Genomic DNA, 18,152 nt, shown 5'->3' on the forward strand with positions numbered 1-18,152 from the left:
CAATTCAGTATAATCAGGGAAAACCCTAGGTGATGACGCGGTGGATGCGTCGCCACGGGAACGCAAGGACAACGCAAATGAATTTTCACACTCGCAAGTGGGTCAAGCCGGAAGACCTGAACCCAAACGGCACGCTGTTCGGCGGCAGCCTGCTGCGCTGGATCGACGAAGAAGCGGCCATTTACGCCATCTCGCAACTGGGCAACCAGCGCGTCGTCACGAAGTTCATGTCGGAAATCAACTTCGTCAGTTCGGCGCGTCAGGGCGACATCATCGAATTGGGCATTACCGCGACGCATTTTGGCCGCACGTCGATCACGCTGCGCGCGGAAGTGCGCAACAAGATCACGCGCAAGAGCATTCTGACCGTCGAGAAGATGGTTTTCGTCAATCTGAACGAGCAGGGCGAGCCGGAGCCGCATGGCCGCACGCAGATTCTTTATGCCGATGAACTGTTCGAAGCCTATCGACGCGATCAGCGCGCAGTGGAAGCGCCAACCGTTTCCAGCGACGACCTGACTCGCGAAGAGGTCGCGGAAGCGCATTGAGAAATAAAAACGGGCGCCTGAGCGCCCGTTTCACCGACAAGACCTACTTTTTCTCCGCCGGATCCTCGTATTTCGGCATACCCTGGCCTTCGCTGGAACTGGGCGATGGCGCTCCTTTACTCGTGGCCGGAGCCTGCGTCGAACTTTCCCCCGCGCCCGGCGCGGGCGACTTCGGCCCGATGCCGCCGGCCGGCGACGCCGCTGCGCCCGGATCGACATAAGTCGGCAAGCCTTGCTCGCTGCTGCCGCCGCCCGTCGCGCCCGGCGCACTCGCGCCCTCCGGCGCGCTGACGCCCTCGTCGCCGTAATCGGGCAGTGTCGCGGACGAACCGCCGCCCGTCAGCAGATACTGGCGGCGCTGCGTATAGGCGTCGCGCACGAAAGCGTACTTGTCGAGCGCAGCCTGCGAGAGCAGGTCGGTCGCGCCGAGCAGATCGGCCCGCGCACTCACGAAGTTCACCCCGTACAGCGGCCAGCGAATCTCCGAACCGGCGTAGCTCACCGGATTCACGCGCCAGTCGACGAGCCACGTCGTCGAATCGCGTACCGAACTCGGCCCGAGCAGCGGCAGCACGAGATACGGCCCCGACGGCATGCCGTAGTGCCCGAGCGTCAGTCCGAAGTCCTGATGATGCTTCGGCAGCCCCGCCGGCGACGCGATGTCGATCAACCCGCCGATCCCGAAAACCGAGTTCATCGCGATACGCATCAAGTCCTGCGTCGCATCGGTGATCTTCAGTTGCAGCAGGTTGTTCGCGAAGTTGCTGAAATCGCCCAGATTCGAGAAGAAGTTGCTGACCGCCGTGCGGAACGGACTCGGCGTCCAGTCGACGTAAAACTGCGCGACGGGCCGCGCGACGTAGGTGTCGAGCCCGTCGTTGATCTTGAAGATGGTGCGGTTCATCGGTTCCAGCGGATCGCGCGGATTGCGATCGGGGCCGGTTGCACATCCCGTCATCACCAGCGCGCCCGCGATGACAGCGCCCGTCGTCACCTTGCGCAGCGCGGCAGCGGCAGGGGCCGCTGAGGCCATTCTCATTCTTCAATTCCTCTTAGATTGTCGTGTCGCTGGCTTGCGCGCAGCTTTGCCCGCTCCGCCGCGCGCACCTTGCGCGGCTTGCCCATCAGCACCGGCTGAAAGACCACCGCGCCAATCAGCGTGCAGAAGAGCGACAGCGCGAGCAGCCGTCCCATGCTGGACGTGCCGGGGTGATGCGAGAACCAGAGACTGCCGAACGCGGTGGCGGTGGTCGCCGCGCTGAACATCACGGCGTGCGTGAGGCTCGATTGCAGCAGGCGCGTCTGCCCCGACCGCCACGCCATGACGAAGTAGATCTTGAACGCGACGCCGACGCCCAGCATCAACGGCAACGCGATGATGTTCGCGAAGTTGAGCGGCATGCGGAACACGACGCACAACTCCAGCGTCACGACGGCCGAGACGAGCAACGGTACCAAAGTTCGCAAAACATCGCCGAAACGACGAAGGGCGATCCACAGCAGCACGGTGATCGCGATGAGCGAATAGAGCGCGGCGTGCTCGAACGCCTCGATGATGACCTCCGCCGAATGACGCACCGAGATCGGCCCGCCGATCGCGTTCGGCTCCGCCTTGACGACGGCATCGGCGAAACGGGCGAGCAGGGTGTCGTCGTTCCGGTCGACGCCGGGCGGGGCCTTCGGCGACACGTTGACGAGCGCCTGCCCGCTGGCCGTGACCCAGTTCTCGACCATCGAAGGCGGCAGCGTCTCGCGGGTGATCTCCGTCGGCTGCAGCAGCGCGCGCAGTTGCGCGAGCGCGAGACGCAGCGGCTCGGCCATCGCGTGCTCGGCGCGATCGCGGGCGGCGGCATCGGCCTGGGCGAGCCTGGCAAGCGTCTGCGACAAGTGCTTCGCTTCGGCGGCGCCCGCGCCGGGATGCTCGTCGGCGGCAAGCGATAGCTGGTTCGACACGCGCTTCAAGGTCGCGACGCGCACCGCGTCCGTCACGGGCGACGCGACCGGCTGATCGAGCGCCGGCAGCAGTTGGTCGGCGGCGGCCTTGATCAGTGCGAGCTTCTTCGGCTGATCGGCCGGAATCAGCGACGACAGCGTCGTCGCGCGCTCGACCTCCGGCAGCTTTTCGAGCTTCGCTGCGATGCGATCCGCGTCCGCGAGCGAAGGCGCGAGCACGGCGACATCGTTGACCGCGGCTTCGGGGGAATCCGCGAGCGAGATGAGCGTCGCCATCGATTCGGTATGCGGATCCTTCAAATGCAGCGGATTGAAGTCGAAGCGCAGGTACGCGAGCAGCGGCAGCGCGCCGATCACGATGACGAGCGTGCCGATCAGCACCGGCTTGCGATGCCGGTCGAGGAATTCATCGACGGGAGCGAGCAGCGGAAAGCCCGGCGCCTTCGCTTCGCCCGGCGGCGCGAAGACCTTGATCAGCGCGGGCAGCAGCGTCATGTTGGTCAGATACGCGACGAACATGCCGACCCCCGCAATCAGCCCGAGTTCCGACACGCCGCGATACGCGGTCGGCAGGAACGAGAAGAAGCTCGCAGCGGTGGCTGCGGCGGCGAGCGTGAGCGGCACCGCGACGTGCCGCGCCGTCTCGGCAAGCGACACATCGAGCCGCTTGTGCCGGTGGCGTTCCTCGCGATACTTCACGCCGAACTGAATCCCGAAGTCCACGCCCAGCCCGACGAACAGCACCATGAACGCGACCGAGATCATGTTGAGCGCGTGAACCATCATGAGGCCGAGCGCGGCGGTGATCGACAAGCCGACGAACAGCGTGATGAACACCGCGAGAATCATGCGCTTCGAGCGCAGCGCGACCCACAGGATCATGAGCACGACGAGGAAAGTCAGCACGCCGTTGAGCACCGCGCCATCCTGCACGGAGGCGAATTCCTCGTCCGCGAGCGGCTGCGCGCCAGTGAGATGCAGCGTCGCGCCGTACTTCTTGTCGATGCCGATTCGCGCGGCCACCGCACGGATTTCATCGGACGTGCCCGCTGCGGCTTTCAGCGCGTTGAAGTCGAGTTCCGGCAACACGGTGACGAACGCACGTCCTGGTCCGCTCTTTTTGGACGAATCGGCGACATCGCGCCATGAGAACGCGGCCGGCTGACCGGCGAGCACGCGGTCGAGCACGTCGGCGCTGCGGCCGAGCAGACCGGCCATCTGGCCGAGATTGACCTGACCGAGCATCAGCGGCACATTGAGCGTCGTGTTCAGCGTCTGCGCGAGGCCGGTGAGCGTCGGGTCGTGAGCGAGCGTATTGATGAGCGGCCGCGCCTGCACGAGCTGCTTCGTGACTTCCTCGACCTTGTTCGTTGGCAGATACAACAAGCCGTTGTGCTCGAAGAACGCGCCGCCCTCCGGCTGCGATACCTGCTTGAAACGCGCCGGCTCTTTTGCGAGCGCGGCGGCGAGTTCGCTTGCGGCGGCATCGGCGAATTCGCGGGCCGGCGCTTCGACGACGATCAGCAGCGTGGCGCCGCGCTGCGGAAACGCGGTCTCGATCGCCTTGCTGCGCGCGGCCCACTCGGGCTCGGTTTCGATCAGCTGGCTGACATCGGTGCTGATGCGAAAGTGGTGAACGACATAAATCGTGCTCAGAACGCCGAGCAGTATCGAAACGGCGATAATCCACGCCGGCCGGCGGATCGCGAGGGTGACAAAGCGAGTGATGTTGGACGTCAGCATGAGACGCTACCTGGTGTGTCCTGTTATTTTCGGGCACCGCATGGAGCGGGCCGCGTGATACGCGCTGCCGGGCTGGTGCGCCGCTTCTTGTTTCGGCGACCGAACCGCGAGTCCAACGACGACGATTGATGCCGCGCAAGTATACCGGTCGGGGCGGCGGTGAACTGTCGGCCTGCCGGTGTGTCGATATACTGGCTCGACGCCCTCGGAAATCCGCGCCAACACACACTGAAATTAGAGAACGGTGCCATGAAACGCTATCTGTCTGTCTGCTTCGCTTTGCTCGTCGCTGTCCTGTCGTTTTCGAACGCGGCGGTTGCACAATCGAACCCCGACGCCGTCGTGAAAAGCGCCGTCGAAGGCACCGTCAACGCAATGAAGGCCGACCCGCAAGCGCGCGGCGGCGACATGGCGAAGATCACCCAGCTCGTGGAAACGCGCTTTCTGCCCGCCACGGACTTCCAGCGCACCACGCGCATCGCATTGGGCAAGGCGTGGGCCACCGCTACGCCCGAACAGCAGAAGCAGCTTTACGACCAGTTCCAGACGCTGCTCGTCAGGACCTACGCGGCCTCGCTTGCCCAGTTGCGCGATCAGGACGTGAAGTTCCGCTTCGACCCCCCGACCATCGACGCCGGCGCGAAAGACGCGGTCGTCGAATCGCATGTCGTTTCAACGGGCGGCGACAATCCCGTGCGGTATCGCCTCGGCAAGACCGCGCAGGGCTGGAAAATCTACGACATCGACATGATGGGCGCGTGGCTCATACAGGTCTACCAGCAGCAGTTCGCCGGCCAGCTTCAGAAGGGCGGCGTGGACGGGCTGATCAAATATCTGTCGGAGCACAACGCCCGTTCGGCGGGGTGATGTAATGCTGCGCGTCAGGTGCGTCAGGTGCGTCAGGTGCGTCAGGTGCGTCAGGTGCGTCAGGTGCGCCGGTGCTCGACCGCGTACTTGATGAGTTCGGCCTGACCGTCGATCGACAGCTTGCGCTTCAGGTTCAGCCGATGCGTCTCCACCGTACGCACCGATAACCCGTGCTGCTGTGCGATCTGCTTGCTCGACAAGCCCTGCGCGAGCGCATCGAGCACTTCGCATTCGCGGGGCGTCAGGCGGTCGAGCGGCGTTTGCATCGCCTGAGCCTGAATCATGCGCGCCGCGAGCCCCGCCGAGAAGAACGTCTTGCCCGCGAGCACGGCGTCGATCGCCTGAATGATTTCGGCGGCGGGCGAATCCTTCAGCACATAGCCGCTCGCGCCGGCCCGCACCGCCTGCGTCACGTATTCGACGTTGTCGTGCATCGACAGCATCAGCACGCGGATCGCCGGAAAGCGTTCGTGAAAGCACGCGGCCAGTTCGATCCCGCTCATGCCCGCCATCCCCACGTCCATCAGAACGAGATCGGGCCGGCTCGCTTCGTCGGCGGCGAGCGCGAGCGCCTCGTCGCCGTTGCCCGCTTCGCCGGTCACGACAACGTGCGATACGGCTTCGAGCCGTGCGCGCAGGCCGTCGCGCACGAGCGGATGATCATCGACGATGACGATACGGGCGGGTTCAGAGTTCATCGGAAAGTCCTGACAGGATGGGGGCGGCGAGCGGCAGCGGGACGGTCGCCGCGATCGCCGTGCGGCCGAGTTGCGACTGGATGGCGAGCGTGCCGCCGAGCGCGTCCAGCCGCTCGCGCATATTGCGCAGGCCGAGGCCGCTCGCCGGGCCGTAGAGTGCGGGTTCGGCGTCGAAGCCGCGTCCGTTGTCGCTGACGACGAGGCGCACTGCGTTCGGCGCGATATCGAGCGCGACGCTCGCGCGGGTCGCATGCGCGTGACGCGCGATGTTCGTCAGCGCTTCCTGCGCGATGCGAAACAGTACCGTATTGACCGGATCGGGCAGCGCCGGGCGCGGCGCGGGGCTGGCCTTGCCGCGCGTCGTCGATTCGAAGCGCACTTCGATGCCGTCCTGCCCGTCGAGTTCGCGGGCGAGTTGCTCCAGCGCGGCGGCGAGGCCGAGGTCGTCGAGCATCGCGGGGCGCAGCGCGTGCGAGATGCGGCGCACTTCGCGCAGCGTCCCCGACAGACGCCCGAGCCCGGTGGCGAGCGCGGCCTCCGCAGCCGGTTCGCGCGCCTGTCCCCGTTCGAAGCGCGTCAGCGCCGACTCGAGCAGCAGTTTCACGGAAACGAGCATCTGGCTGATGCCGTCATGCAGTTCGCGCGACAGCCTCGCGCGTTCCTGCTCTTGCGACTCCACCACGCGCCGCGCAAGGCGCTTGAGCTTCGCGTCCGCGCTGCGATGCTCGCTGATGTTCAGCACCGCGCCGCACAGCGCGATCGCCCCGAGCGCCGCCAGCGCGATGCCGCCGATCCACATGACCGTGCGGTCGATGTTCGCGGCCGCCTGCGCATCGATCCGCCCGAGCGTCGCTTCCACGTCCTCCAGATAAATGCCGGTGCCGATCATCCAGCCCCAGCGTTCGAGCGGCACGACGTAGCCGAGCTTTGGCGCAAGCTGTCCGGTGGACGGCCGCCGCCACACGTAACGTACATAGCCGCCGCCCTTCGACGCCTCGCGGATCAACGTCTGAATGGTGAGCGCGCCGGACGGATCGCGCATCGTCCAGAGATCGCGGCCGACGAGATCGGGCTGGCGCGGGTGCATCAGCGAGGTGCCCTGCATCGTGTAGACGAAAAAGTAGCCGTCCGGCCCGAAATCCAGCCGATGCAGCGCGTCGAGCGCAAGGCGGCGGCGTTCTTCGTCGGTAAGTGAGCCGGCGGCGGGGGCGTCGTAGTAAGGCGCGATGGCGCTGCGCGCAAGTTCGACATAGTGCCGAAGCTCGATTTCCTTGCTCGACATGTACGCCGACTGCAGCGTCGCGTGCTGCGCGTGCGCAAGCGTCGTCGCCTGATGACGCACGCCATACTCGATGCCGCCGATCGCCACGACGAACGGCACGATCGCCAGCAGAAAAATCTTCGCTTTGAGGTTCATGAAGCTGGAACGCTGGGTGCTTCTACGTAATCTTACGTAGGCGGCATACGTAGTTGTCCGGTTGTAAGCGCCCGGACGAAGGCGAATACTACACGCCCGAAGCGTCCGACGGCTCATGCCGCGCGCGCGGACATCGAAGGGCAACTAAAAGACAGGAGACACCATGAATCGGGCTTCCGGATTCCTGGTCTGGATCGCGCTCGCGCTGCTGGGCGCGTTCGCATTCGGCACCATCGCGCTCGCGCACGGCGAGCGAATCAGCGCACTATGGATCGTCGTCGCGGCGGTCTGCGTTTATCTGATCGCATATCGTTTCTACTCGCGCTTCATTGCGGGCACCGTGCTGAAACTCGACGGCTTGCGCATGACGCCCGCCGTTCGTCACAACGACGGCCTCGACTACGTCCCGACCAACAAATACGTGTTGTTCGGCCACCATTTCGCGGCGATTGCTGGCGCGGGTCCGCTCGTCGGTCCCGTGCTGGCCGCGCAGATGGGCTACACGCCCGGCATGCTGTGGATTCTCGCGGGTGTGGTGTTCGCGGGCGCGGTGCAGGATTTCATCATCCTGTTCATCTCGACGCGCCGCGACGGCCGCTCGCTCGGCGATCTCATCAAGATGGAACTGGGCACGGTGCCCGGCGTGATCGCGCTGTTCGGCGCGTTCCTCATCATGGTGATCATTCTCGCGGTGCTGGCGCTGATCGTCGTCAAGGCGCTGACGGGCTCGCCGTGGGGCACGTTCACCGTGGCGGCGACCATCCCGATCGCGATCTTCATGGGCGTCTACACGCGCTTCCTGCGGCCGGGGCGCATCGGCGAAGTGTCGATCATCGGCTTCGTCGGGCTGATGCTGGCGATCGTCTACGGCCAGCATGTCGCCGAATCGGCGACGCTCGCGCCGATCTTCACGTTCACGGGCGTGCAGCTCACGTGGATTTTGATCGGCTACGGCTTCGTGGCGTCGGTGCTGCCGGTGTGGCTGCTGCTCGCGCCGCGCGACTATCTCTCGACGTTCCTCAAGATCGGCACGATTCTCGGCCTCGCGATCGGCATTCTGATCGTCGCGCCGGAACTCAAGATGCCTGCGCTGACGAAGTTCGTCGATGGCAGTGGCCCGGTCTGGGCGGGCAACCTGTTCCCGTTCCTTTTCATCACGATCGCGTGCGGCGCGGTGTCGGGCTTCCATGCGCTGATTTCGTCGGGCACGACGCCCAAGATGATCGACAACGAAGTCAACATGCGCCTGATCGGCTATGGCGCGATGCTGATGGAATCGTTCGTCGCGATCATGGCGCTGGTCGCGGCATGCGTGATCGAGCCGGGCGTCTACTTCGCGATGAACAGCCCGGCAGCGCTGCTCGGCACGACGCCTGAAGCGGTCGCGCAGACGGTCACTTCGTGGGGCTTCGCGCTGACGCCCGACATGCTGACGTCGACGGCGAAGGCGGTCGGCGAGACGACCATCGTCGCGCGTGCGGGCGGTGCGCCGACGCTGGCTGTCGGCATGGCGCAGATTCTCCATCAGGTGATCGGCGGCCCGGCGATGATGGCTTTCTGGTATCACTTCGCGATTCTCTTCGAGGCGCTGTTCATCCTGACCGCCGTCGATGCAGGCACGCGCGCCGGCCGCTTCATGCTGCAGGATTTGCTGGGCACGTTCCATCCGGCGTTGCGCCGCACGGAGTCGCTGCCGGCGAATCTCGTCGCGACCGGGCTGTGCGTCGCGGCCTGGGGCTACTTCCTGTATCAGGGCGTGGTCGATCCGTTCGGCGGCATCAACACGCTGTGGCCGCTTTTTGGCATCTCGAACCAGATGCTCGCGGGTATCGCGCTGATGCTCGGAACCGTGGTGCTGTTCAAGATGAAGCGCGAGCGTTTCGCGTGGGTCACGGTCGTGCCGACGGTGTGGCTGCTGATCTGCACGTTGACGGCCGGCTGGCAGAAGATTTTCGATGCGAATCCGAAGGTCGGCTTCCTTGCGCACGCGACGAAGCTGCGCGATGCCGCCGACGCGGGCAAGGTGATGGCGCCGGCGAAGTCGCTGGCGGAGATGCAGCGCATCATCGTGAACGACTACATCGATGCGGCGCTCGCCGGGCTGTTCATCTTCGTGGTGCTGAGCATTGCGGTGTATGGTGTGTTGTCGGTGCTCCGTGCGCGTCGCGAGGCGCGTCCGACGGTGCGCGAGACCCCGTTCGAGCCGATGCCGACGGGCGGCGCGGCGGCCGTGCGCTCGGGCCACTGATACTGCGAGGCACAGGAGGCGGCAATGTTCAGCGATCTTCGGCAAGCGGGACGATACTTGGGCCAGGCGATGCGCCTGATGGTCGGCATGCCCGACTACGACGCGTACGTCACGCATATGCAGAACACGCATCCCGACCAGCCGGTGATGACGTATGCGGAGTTCTTCCGCGAGCGTCAGGAAGCGCGGTATGGGTCGGGGGCGGGGAAGTGTTGTTGACCTAACTTGTCTGGCAATTCTGAGAAGCGCGACGGTGATGAGTCGGCGCGCTTTCTTTTTGCGTTCGGCCTGGCTGGATAAGGTTAGCAGGATCGAAGGCGTGCAGTTCGTGCCCATCGATCGTCACATCGCCCTGGCATCGGCTGATCTTCCGGGCAACTTCCATCAGGACCCGGCGGACCGGATGATCGTCGCAACGGCGCGTTCCCTATCGGCTCCGCTGGTGACGAAGGACGAGCAGATTCGAAGTTATGAGCACGTCAAGACGATCTGGTAGCCGCCAGTAGAAAGGGCGGATGCCTCGCAAGCCATCCGCCCTTCGCTCATCTCTAAACCAAAGCAAGCCTCAATGCGCAGCAGCCGCCTGCTTTGCACCCTTGCCGTTCTTCTGCGCGCGGCCGATCTCCTCCAGCTTGATCTCGACGTGCTTCGAGAACACGTACTCAGCCGGGCGTTGCTTGTCGATCGGCAGTTCCTTCGCGTACGCGCCTTCGGTGCGCGGCCCGCGCAGCGATACACCCAGCGCCTTCAGCGGATGCGCAACGGTGTCCATCACCGCGGTCGCCTCGAAGCCGCTATGCACCATGCAGTCTGCGCACTTCTCGTAGTTACCGGTGCCGTACTTGTCCCAGTCGGTCGTTTCCATCAGCTCCGTGAAGGTCTTCGCGTAGCCTTCGCCGAGCAGATAGCAGGGACGCTGCCAGCCGAACACCGTGCGCGCCGGGTTGCCCCACGGCGTGCATTGATACGTCTGGTTGCCCGCGAGGAAGTCGAGGAACATGGCCGACTGGCTGAACGACCAGTTCTTGCCGTTGTTGCCGCGCTTGAAAATTTCGCGGAACAGCGTCTTCGTCTTGTCGCGGTTCAGGAAGTGTTGCTGATCCGGCGCGCGCTCGTAAGCGTAGCCCGGCGACACGGTGATGCCATCCACGCCCATCGGGCCGAGCGTATCGAAGAAATTCGCGACGCGTTCCGGGTTCGCATCGTTGAACAGCGTGCAGTTGATGTTCACGCGAAACCCACGGCGCTTCGCCTCGCGAATCGCTTTCGTCGCCTTGTCGTACACGCCGTCCTGTGACACGGAATGGTCGTGCATCGCCTGATCGCCGTCGAGGTGGACGGACCAGACGAAGTACGGGCTCGGCTGATAGTCGTCCATCTTCTTTTCCATTAGCAGCGCGTTCGTGCAGAGATACACGAACTTCTTGCGCTCGATGATGCCCTTCACGATCTGCGGCATTTCCTTGTGCAGCAACGGCTCGCCACCGGCGATCGACACCACCGGCGCGCCGCACTCGTCGACCGCGCCGAGGCATTCTTCGAGCGACAGCCGCTGGTTCAGGATCGGGTCCGGATAGTCGATCTTGCCGCAGCCATTACACGCCAGATTGCAGCGGAACAGCGGCTCGAGCATCAGCGCGAGCGGATAGCGCTTGTTGCGCGTCAGGTGCTGCTTGAAGATATAGGCGCCTACGCGGGCCTTTTGAAGCATCGGAATAGACACTGACGTCCTCTCCTTTATTCTTCGCGAATCGCCGTCGCCGTCGTTGCCGACAATGCGGCAAGCGGCTGCAATAGCTTCGCGGGGAGTTTGAATTCGACCTTTTCCTCGCGGCCGTTCATCGTCGTAACTTCGACGTGGCCGATCGCGCGCAGGGCTTGGATCACATGTTCGACCATTTCTTCAGGCGCCGAAGCGCCGGCCGTGATGCCGACCGTCTGCGCATGCGCAAACCATTCGGCCTTGATCTCGGAACCGTCCGCGACGAGATAGCTCGGCACGCCGCTCTCGGCGCCGATTTCGCGCAGGCGGTTCGAATTGGAACTGTTGGTGGCGCCGACCACGAGCAACACGTCCACTTGCGTCGACAGCTCGCGCACAGCGGCTTGCCGATTCTGCGTGGCGTAGCAGATGTCCCGCGTGTCGGGGCCGACGATATCGGTGAAGCGGCGCTGCAGGGCATCGATGATGCCGCGCGTGTCGTCCACGGAAAGCGTCGTCTGAGTGACGTAGGCGACGGGTGTATCGGCGGGCAGCGCCATGTCTTGCACTTCGGCTTCGCTCTGTACGAGCACGACCTTGGCCGGAATCTGGCCGATCGTGCCTTCCACTTCGGGATGTCCCGCATGGCCGATCAGAATCAGCGTGCGGCCCTGCGACACGTATTGCCGCCCCTGCACGTGCACCTTGGTGACGAGCGGGCAGGTGGCGTCGAGCACGTCGAGGCCGCGGGCGTCGGCATCGTGCTCGACGCTTTGCGCGACGCCGTGCGCGCTGAAAATTGCGACCGCGCCGTGCGGCACTTCGTCGAGTTCCTCGACGAAACGCGCGCCCTTGCCTCGCAGGTTATCGACGACGTGCCTGTTATGTACGATCTCGTGACGCACGTACACGGGCGCGCCGTGCCGTTCGAGCGCCCGATCGACGATTTCGATCGCACGGACCACGCCCGCACAAAAGCCGCGGGGTTGAGCAAGGATGATACGCATATTCGAACGAACTCCGACTGGCGCGGGTTTCGGGTAATCGGGCGGGCCGCTTGTGCTTTCGCTATCGGGACGCTTCACGCAACCCGCGCGTGACGGCCCGAAAAGCAACCGGAATCTAACGTCCGGTAAGTTTGTCTGCTCGCCGAAGTTGACCGCGTATTCTAACGCGTTCCCTTTTTTAACGCTTGCAGCCGCGCGCCTTGCAAGACGCTGTAGCCCGAGTGAAATACGGCGATCGGCGGAAGTCATTACACTAGCGGACGCCCGAAAGCCGTGCATGCCGCTTCATCCGCTTTCTTTCGAACGACGGTCCGCAAAGCGCATCGCCCGTTCATGCAACTGCATTCGCCCGCGCGATGCCGCCGGGCTTGTCGCCCTCATTCGTCGCAACCGTCGCAACTCGCCGCCCAAGTCTCTTCATGCTACTGATCGCCTGGTTGTCCCTGCTCATCTGGATCGTGCTGCTCTTTGCTCGCGGCGGCTTCTGGCGCGCGCAGCCCGCGCCCGCGTTGTCGCCGTCGACCGTTCACGCGGTCGGCAACGCCGAGATCGCGCGACGCGGCGCGTGGCCCGCGCTGGTCGCCGTCGTGCCGGCGCGCAACGAGGCGGATGTCATCGGCCGCGCGGTCGGCTCGCTGCTCAAACAGGACTATGCGGGCGCGTTCCACGTGATCGTCGTCGACGATCACAGCACCGACGGCACCGCCGCCGCCGCGTTCGGCGCCGCCCGCGATCTGGGCCTGGAAGACCGCCTGACCGTGCTGACCGGCAAGCCGCTGCCGCCGGGTTGGTCGGGCAAGGTGTGGGCGCAGTCGCAGGGCATCGAGGCAATCGACAAGCTCGGCTTGCCGGCCGAGTTCCTGCTGCTCACCGACGCCGACATCTACCATCCGGCCGATGCCGCCACGCAACTCGTCGCGCGCACGATTCTCGAAGATCGCGATCTGGTCTCGCTGATGGTCCGCCTGCGTTGCGATTCGCTGTGGGAAAAGGCGCTGATTCCCGCGTTCGTTTTCTTCTTCGCGAAACTGTATCCGTTCGCGTGGGTCAACGACACCCGAAAAATGACGGCGGGCGCGGCAGGCGGCTGCATGCTCGTGCGCCGCTCGGCGCTGGTGGAAGCGGGCGGTATCGAATCGATTCGCCGCGAACTGATCGACGATTGCAGTCTCGCGCAGCGCATCAAGCATCGCGCGGGCAAGGCCGATGCGCGCCCGATCCGTCTCGATCTCGCGCAGAGCAGCGAATCGCTGCGTCCTTATGACGACTGGCGCGAAATCTGGAACATGATCGCTCGCACGGCGTTCACGCAGTTGCGCTACTCGCCGCTGCTGCTGGCGGGCACGGTGCTCGGGATGGCGGTGATCTATCTCGCGCCGCCGGTGCTGTCGCTGGCGTGCGGCGCGCGCGCGTGGCCCGCATGCGCCGCCTGGGCGATGATGTGTGTCGCCTATGGACCGATGCTGCGCTACTACCGGCGATCCTTGCTGTGGGCGCCGCTGCTGCCGCTCGTCGCGCTGTTCTACGTATCGGCGACGATTGGCTCGGCTGTGCGTTACTGGAGCGGAAAGGGCGGGCAGTGGAAGGCGCGCGTTCAGGCGCCGACGCAGGAAAATCCGTGAACGATGCCGGCCGGCTCAGCGCTTGGTCAGCATCGCATATAACTCGACGACCATATCCGGCGAGAAGGTGAACGGCACCCAGCCGTGACCCGTGTGACGCATCAGAAGCAGGCGGTCGCCATTGGCTTGCTTTTGCACCGCCATCACCGGATTCTTCGTCGCTGCGAAGCGCCAGCCGGGCGCGACGCCCATCGGCTGCTCAGCCGACATCGACGCCCGCACGTTCGACAGCTCCTGAATCAGTTCCGACACGCCCTCCGGATTCAACAACACGGACTGGCCGCCGATGCTCATCTGAATCGCATCGCGGTCGGGCCGCGACACGGTGAGCGTGGGCGGCGTGCCGGGCTGCGCCTCCGCCGCTGGCTCTGCCATTGCCTCTGCTTCGGGCTCTGCTTTAGCTTCGTTCGCTGTATTCAGCGCGCGGGGCTCCGCCGGAACGCCGACCTGCTCGCCATCGTGGGCGTGAAAGGGCAGCGGCGCGGGGGCATCGTTCGCGGTTTCGCCGGTTGATACGACAGCAGGCGCAACGGCAGCGGGATGGGCGGCGGCCCGGAGGAGCGCATCGAGGCTCGACTCCAGCGCGCCGAGCTGGTCATGTAGGTTCATGCGTGTGTATGTCTTGCGAAGCTGGCAGCGGAGGCAACGATTTTAACCGCTCGCTTGCGCGCGAGCCGGCACACGTTGTAACCAAATGCATGAGAAACGCGATGCAGACGACGCGAATGCGTCTGCGTACTGCCGGAACAAAGCGGAGGGGAAAGCGCGGCGGCGCCGCTCCAGACCAACGAAACGAATGGAACGACGCCGCGCGGAAAGCGCGAGCCGGACGGCCCGCGCCGATACAGCCTTACTTCGCCTGCGCTTGCGACAGCACGGCGTTGAACGTCTTGCTCGGACGCATCACCGCTTCGAGCTTCGCATCTTCCGGCTTGTAGTAGCCGCCGATGTCCGCTTCGCTGCCCTGCACGACGGTCAGTTCCTCGACGATCTTCTGCTCGTTCTCGGCAAGGCCCTTCGCGAGCGGCGCGAAGAACTCGGCGATTTCGCGGTCTTCCGATTGACCCGCGAGTTCCTGCGCCCAGTACATCGCGAGATAGAACTGGCTGCCGCGGTTATCGAGCTGGCCAGCCTTCGGCGACGGGCCCTTGTTGTTGTCGAGCAGCTTGCCGGTGGCGGCATCGAGCGCCTTCGCGACGAGCTTGGCTTTCGCGTTGTTGCTCTTGATGCCGAGTTCTTCCAGCGATACCGCCAGCGCGAGGAATTCGCCGAGCGAGTCCCAGCGCAGGTGGTTTTCCTGCACGAGCTGCTGAACGTGCTTCGGCGCCGAGCCGCCCGCGCCGGTTTCGTACAGGCCGCCGCCCGCCATCAGCGGAACGATGGACAGCATCTTCGCGCTCGTGCCGAGTTCCATGATCGGGAACAGGTCGGTCAGGTAGTCGCGCAGAATGTTGCCGGTGACCGAGATGGTGTCGAGACCGCGAATCACGCGTTCGAGCGTGTAACGCATTGCGCGGACTTGCGACATGATCTGGATGTCGAGCCCTTCGGTGTCGTGATCCTTCAGGTACGTTTCGACCTTCTTGATGAGCTCGTTCTCGTGCGGACGATACGGATCGAGCCAGAACACCGCCGGCATGCCCGAGTTGCGCACGCGCGTGACCGCGAGCTTGACCCAGTCGCGGATCGGTGCGTCTTTCACCAGGCACATGCGCCAGATGTCGCCTTGCTCGACTTGCTGCGTGAGCGATTCGATGACTTCGTTCGTCGCGTTGTCGACGATGCGCGCCGTGCCGTCCTGCGGAATCTCGAAGGTCTTGTCGTGCGAGCCGTATTCTTCGGCCTTCTGCGCCATCAGGCCGACGTTCGGCACCGTGCCCATGGTGCGCGGATCGAACGCGCCGTTGGTCTTGCAGAAGTTGATGATTTCCTGATAGATGCGCGCGAACGTGCTTTCCGGAATCAGGCACTTCGTGTCTTGCGGGCGGCCATCGGCGCCCCACATCTTGCCGCCGGCGCGGATCATCGCGGGCATGGAGGCATCGACGATGACGTCGTTCGGTGCGTGCAGGTTCGAGATGCCCTTGGCGGAATCCACCATCGCCAGCGCCGGGCGATGTTCGTGGCACGCGTGCATGTCGCGGATGACTTCATCGCGCTGGGAATCCGGCAGCGCTTCGATCTTCGAGTACAGATCGACGAGGCCGTTGTTCACGTTCACGCCGAGTTCTTCGAAGAGCTTCGCGTGCTTGGCGAACGCTTCCTTGTAGAACACCTTGACGGCGTGGCCGAACACGATGGGGTGCGACACCTTCATCATGGTCGCCTTCACGTGCAGCGACAACATGACGCCGGTCTTGCGCGCGTCTTCCATCTGGTCTTCGTAGAACGCGACGAGCGCCTTCTTGCTCATGAACATGCTGTCGACGATCTCGCCGTCCTGCAGCTTGACCTTCGGCTTCAGCACGATGGTCTCGCCGCTCTTCGTGACGAGTTCCATGCGCACCTCGCGCGCGCGGTCGTTCGTGATGGACTTTTCGCCGTGATAGAAGTCGCCATGCTTCATGTGCGCGACGTGCGTGCGCGAAGCCATGCTCCATTCGCCCATGCTGTGCGGATGCTTCTTCGCGTAGTTCTTGACGGCGAGCGGCGCGCGGCGGTCCGAATTGCCTTCGCGCAGGACCGGATTCACCGCGCTGCCGAGGCACTTCGAGTAGCGCTGGGCGATGGCCTTTTCTTCGTCGTTCTTCGGCTCTTCAGGAAAGTTGGGCACCTTGTAGCCCTTGCCCTGCAGTTCCTTGATGGCGGCGACGAGCTGCGGCACCGACGCGCTGATGTTCGGCAGCTTGATGATGTTGGTGTCGGGCAACTGCGTGAGGCGGCCGAGTTCGGCGAGGTTGTCCGGAACGCGCTGTTCTTCGCTCAGAAACTCGGGAAATTCGCCGAGGATGCGGCCCGCGAGGGAGATGTCGCTGGTCGCGACGTTGACGCCGGCCTGCGTCGTGAAGGTGCGGATGATCGGCAGAAAGGCGCTGGTGGCGAGCAGCGGAGCTTCGTCGGTCAGGGTGTAGATGATGGTGGGTTGCTGGTTACTCATCGCTAGTCTCGACATCCAGAAACGGGTTGAAAGAAAACCGCCGGTCGGCTACACCCCGGCATCAATCCGCTATTTTGCCTTATTTCAGGCGCCAAGCGTGTGAAAGGACGTGCGGCGTCGGGTGGAAAACGGTGCTTTTTCCTTACGGATCAGTGACTTAATATTTTTTAAGTCTTATAGAAGAGTTGGCCTTTTCATGCCCCCAAATACCCGTTACCCCGAAACCACTCCAGCGCATCCCGCAAGCCTTCCCGATACGGCCTCGCCCGATACCCCAGTTCGCGCTCCGCCTTCGCCGACGTGAAATACATCTTGTTCTTCGACATCTTCAGCCCGTCGACGGTGACGAACGGCTCCTTGCCGCTGACCTTGGCATACAGTTCCGCGCCGATCGCGAGCGGATAAAGCGGCCCGCGCGGCAGGCGGATCGTCGGCGGCTTGCGGCCCACGAGGCCGGCGATATCCGCGAGCATCTGCTGCAAGGGCAGGTTCTCGCCGCCGAGAATGTATCGCTCGCCGATGACGCCGCGCTCCAGCGCGAGCAAGTGGCCATGCGCGACATCGTCGACATGCACGAGGTTGAGCCCGGTATCCACGAACGCGGGAATCTTGCCCGTCGCCGCTTCCACGATGATGCGCCCGGTCGGCGTCGGCCGCACGTCGCGCGGACCGATCGGCGTCGACGGATTGACGATCACGGCGGGCAGGCCATCGTTCGCCACCATGCGCTCGACCGCGCGCTCGGCCAGCACCTTGCTGCGCTTGTACGCGCCGATCGTGCTCGCGGCATCAGAAGGCTTCGTCTCGTCGACGATCGCGCCCGAGCTCGTCACCTTGAGCGTCGCCACGCTGCTCGTGTACACGATCCGCTCGACGCCCGCCGCGAGCGCCGCGCGCATCGTGGCTTCCGTGCCTTGCAGGTTCGCGCGCTCGATTTCGCTCGGATCGGGCGCCCAGATGCGATAGTCGGCGGCGACGTGGAACAGATAGCGCACGCCTTGAAGCGCCGCGCGCATCGACGCTTCGTCGCGCATGTCGCCGACGACGATTTCCGCATCGAGCGATTCCACGTTCTTGCGCGGACTCGTCGCGCGCACCAGCACGCGCACGTCGAAACCGCGTTCGATGGCGAGCCGCGCAACCGCGGAGCCGACGAAGCCAGAAGCGCCGGTGACGAGCACGCGTGAGCCGGAAAAATCAGTCATTGTTACCTCTTCGATGCGCGTGACGCGCGGCTTTCGGAACTAGTT

At 64.4% G+C, this 18,152-nt stretch carries 15 protein-coding genes; 6 read left to right on the plus strand and 9 right to left on the minus strand.

Going from position 1 to position 18,152, the window contains the following annotated elements; all coding sequences use genetic code 11:
* Window positions 1–77 precede the first annotated feature (77 nt).
* The gene (locus AB6804_RS14050) at window positions 78–548 is read left to right on the plus strand and encodes an acyl-CoA thioesterase (RefSeq protein WP_035962896.1); all 471 of its coding nucleotides are present in this window, start codon (window positions 78–80) and stop codon (window positions 546–548) included.
* 43 nt (window positions 549–591) lie between these two features.
* Here AB6804_RS14050 and AB6804_RS14055 read toward each other — a convergent pair whose 3' ends face one another.
* Complete coding sequence (locus tag AB6804_RS14055; protein WP_370886941.1) at window positions 592–1,587, minus strand: MlaA family lipoprotein; 996 nt, start codon at window positions 1,585–1,587, stop codon at window positions 592–594.
* Complete coding sequence (locus AB6804_RS14060) at window positions 1,584–4,244, minus strand: MMPL family transporter (protein WP_370886942.1); 2,661 nt, start codon at window positions 4,242–4,244, stop codon at window positions 1,584–1,586. Before AB6804_RS14060 ends, AB6804_RS14055 begins: the two co-directional genes overlap by 4 nt.
* Before the next feature lie 249 nt (window positions 4,245–4,493).
* Here AB6804_RS14060 and AB6804_RS14065 point away from each other — a divergent pair, with 249 nt between their 5' ends.
* Window positions 4,494–5,111 carry a phospholipid-binding protein MlaC gene (locus tag AB6804_RS14065; RefSeq protein WP_370886943.1) on the plus strand — a complete coding sequence of 206 codons (618 nt, stop codon included), beginning with the start codon at window positions 4,494–4,496 and terminating at the stop codon, window positions 5,109–5,111.
* A 59-nt stretch (window positions 5,112–5,170) separates the two neighbouring features.
* On the opposite strand, the gene AB6804_RS14070 is transcribed toward AB6804_RS14065, so the two are convergent.
* Both AB6804_RS14070 and AB6804_RS14075 read right to left on the minus strand, forming a co-directional pair.
* The gene (locus AB6804_RS14070; protein ID WP_035962900.1) at window positions 5,171–5,809 is read right to left on the minus strand and encodes a response regulator transcription factor; all 639 of its coding nucleotides are present in this window, start codon (window positions 5,807–5,809) and stop codon (window positions 5,171–5,173) included.
* A complete protein-coding gene (locus AB6804_RS14075) occupies window positions 5,799–7,226 on the minus strand; it encodes a cache domain-containing protein (RefSeq protein ID WP_370886944.1) in 1,428 nt (475 codons plus the stop codon). Before AB6804_RS14075 ends, AB6804_RS14070 begins: the two co-directional genes overlap by 11 nt.
* 163 nt (window positions 7,227–7,389) lie before the next feature.
* On the opposite strand from AB6804_RS14075, the gene AB6804_RS14080 reads away from it, so the two are divergent.
* From AB6804_RS14080 to AB6804_RS14090, 3 genes are read left to right on the plus strand one after another with little or no spacing between them, the layout of a single operon-like run.
* On the plus strand, window positions 7,390–9,474 hold the full coding sequence (locus AB6804_RS14080) for a carbon starvation CstA family protein (RefSeq protein WP_370886945.1): 2,085 nt from the start codon (window positions 7,390–7,392) through the stop codon (window positions 9,472–9,474).
* 24 nt (window positions 9,475–9,498) lie between these two features.
* Window positions 9,499–9,693: a YbdD/YjiX family protein gene (locus AB6804_RS14085; RefSeq protein WP_035962904.1), complete on the plus strand. Its 195-nt coding sequence runs from the start codon at window positions 9,499–9,501 to the stop codon at window positions 9,691–9,693.
* A gap of 37 nt (window positions 9,694–9,730) precedes the next feature.
* Window positions 9,731–9,970 carry a type II toxin-antitoxin system VapC family toxin gene (locus tag AB6804_RS14090; RefSeq protein WP_370886946.1) on the plus strand — a complete coding sequence of 80 codons (240 nt, stop codon included), beginning with the start codon at window positions 9,731–9,733 and terminating at the stop codon, window positions 9,968–9,970.
* Between the two features lie 69 nt (window positions 9,971–10,039).
* Here the strand turns inward: AB6804_RS14090 and hpnH are convergent, their stop codons facing one another.
* Both hpnH and ispH read right to left on the minus strand, forming a co-directional pair.
* Complete coding sequence (hpnH, locus tag AB6804_RS14095; protein WP_370886947.1) at window positions 10,040–11,197, minus strand: adenosyl-hopene transferase HpnH; 1,158 nt, start codon at window positions 11,195–11,197, stop codon at window positions 10,040–10,042.
* Between the two features lie 14 nt (window positions 11,198–11,211).
* Window positions 11,212–12,183, minus strand: a complete 972-nt coding sequence (gene ispH / locus AB6804_RS14100) for a 4-hydroxy-3-methylbut-2-enyl diphosphate reductase (protein WP_035962908.1) — start codon at window positions 12,181–12,183, stop codon at window positions 11,212–11,214.
* Between the two features lie 419 nt (window positions 12,184–12,602).
* Between ispH and AB6804_RS14105 the strand changes: the two genes are divergently transcribed.
* Entirely contained in the window at window positions 12,603–13,805 is a 1,203-nt protein-coding gene (locus AB6804_RS14105; RefSeq protein ID WP_370886948.1) for a glycosyltransferase, read from the plus strand.
* A 15-nt stretch (window positions 13,806–13,820) separates the two neighbouring features.
* On the opposite strand, the gene AB6804_RS14110 is transcribed toward AB6804_RS14105, so the two are convergent.
* The 3 genes from AB6804_RS14110 to hpnA form a co-directional block, all read right to left on the minus strand.
* Window positions 13,821–14,414 (minus strand): hypothetical protein, encoded by a 594-nt coding sequence (locus AB6804_RS14110; protein ID WP_370886949.1) that lies wholly within the window; start codon window positions 14,412–14,414, stop codon window positions 13,821–13,823.
* Between the two features lie 241 nt (window positions 14,415–14,655).
* On the minus strand, window positions 14,656–16,902 hold the full coding sequence (locus tag AB6804_RS14115; RefSeq protein WP_370886950.1) for an NADP-dependent isocitrate dehydrogenase: 2,247 nt from the start codon (window positions 16,900–16,902) through the stop codon (window positions 14,656–14,658).
* A 194-nt stretch (window positions 16,903–17,096) separates the two neighbouring features.
* Entirely contained in the window at window positions 17,097–18,107 is a 1,011-nt protein-coding gene (gene hpnA / locus AB6804_RS14120; RefSeq protein WP_370886951.1) for a hopanoid-associated sugar epimerase, read from the minus strand.
* Window positions 18,108–18,152: the final 45 nt, after the last annotated feature.

This window comes from Caballeronia sp. RCC_10 (assembly GCF_041360715.1).
In the GTDB taxonomy this organism is placed as follows: Bacteria; Pseudomonadota; Gammaproteobacteria; order Burkholderiales; family Burkholderiaceae; genus Caballeronia; species Caballeronia grimmiae.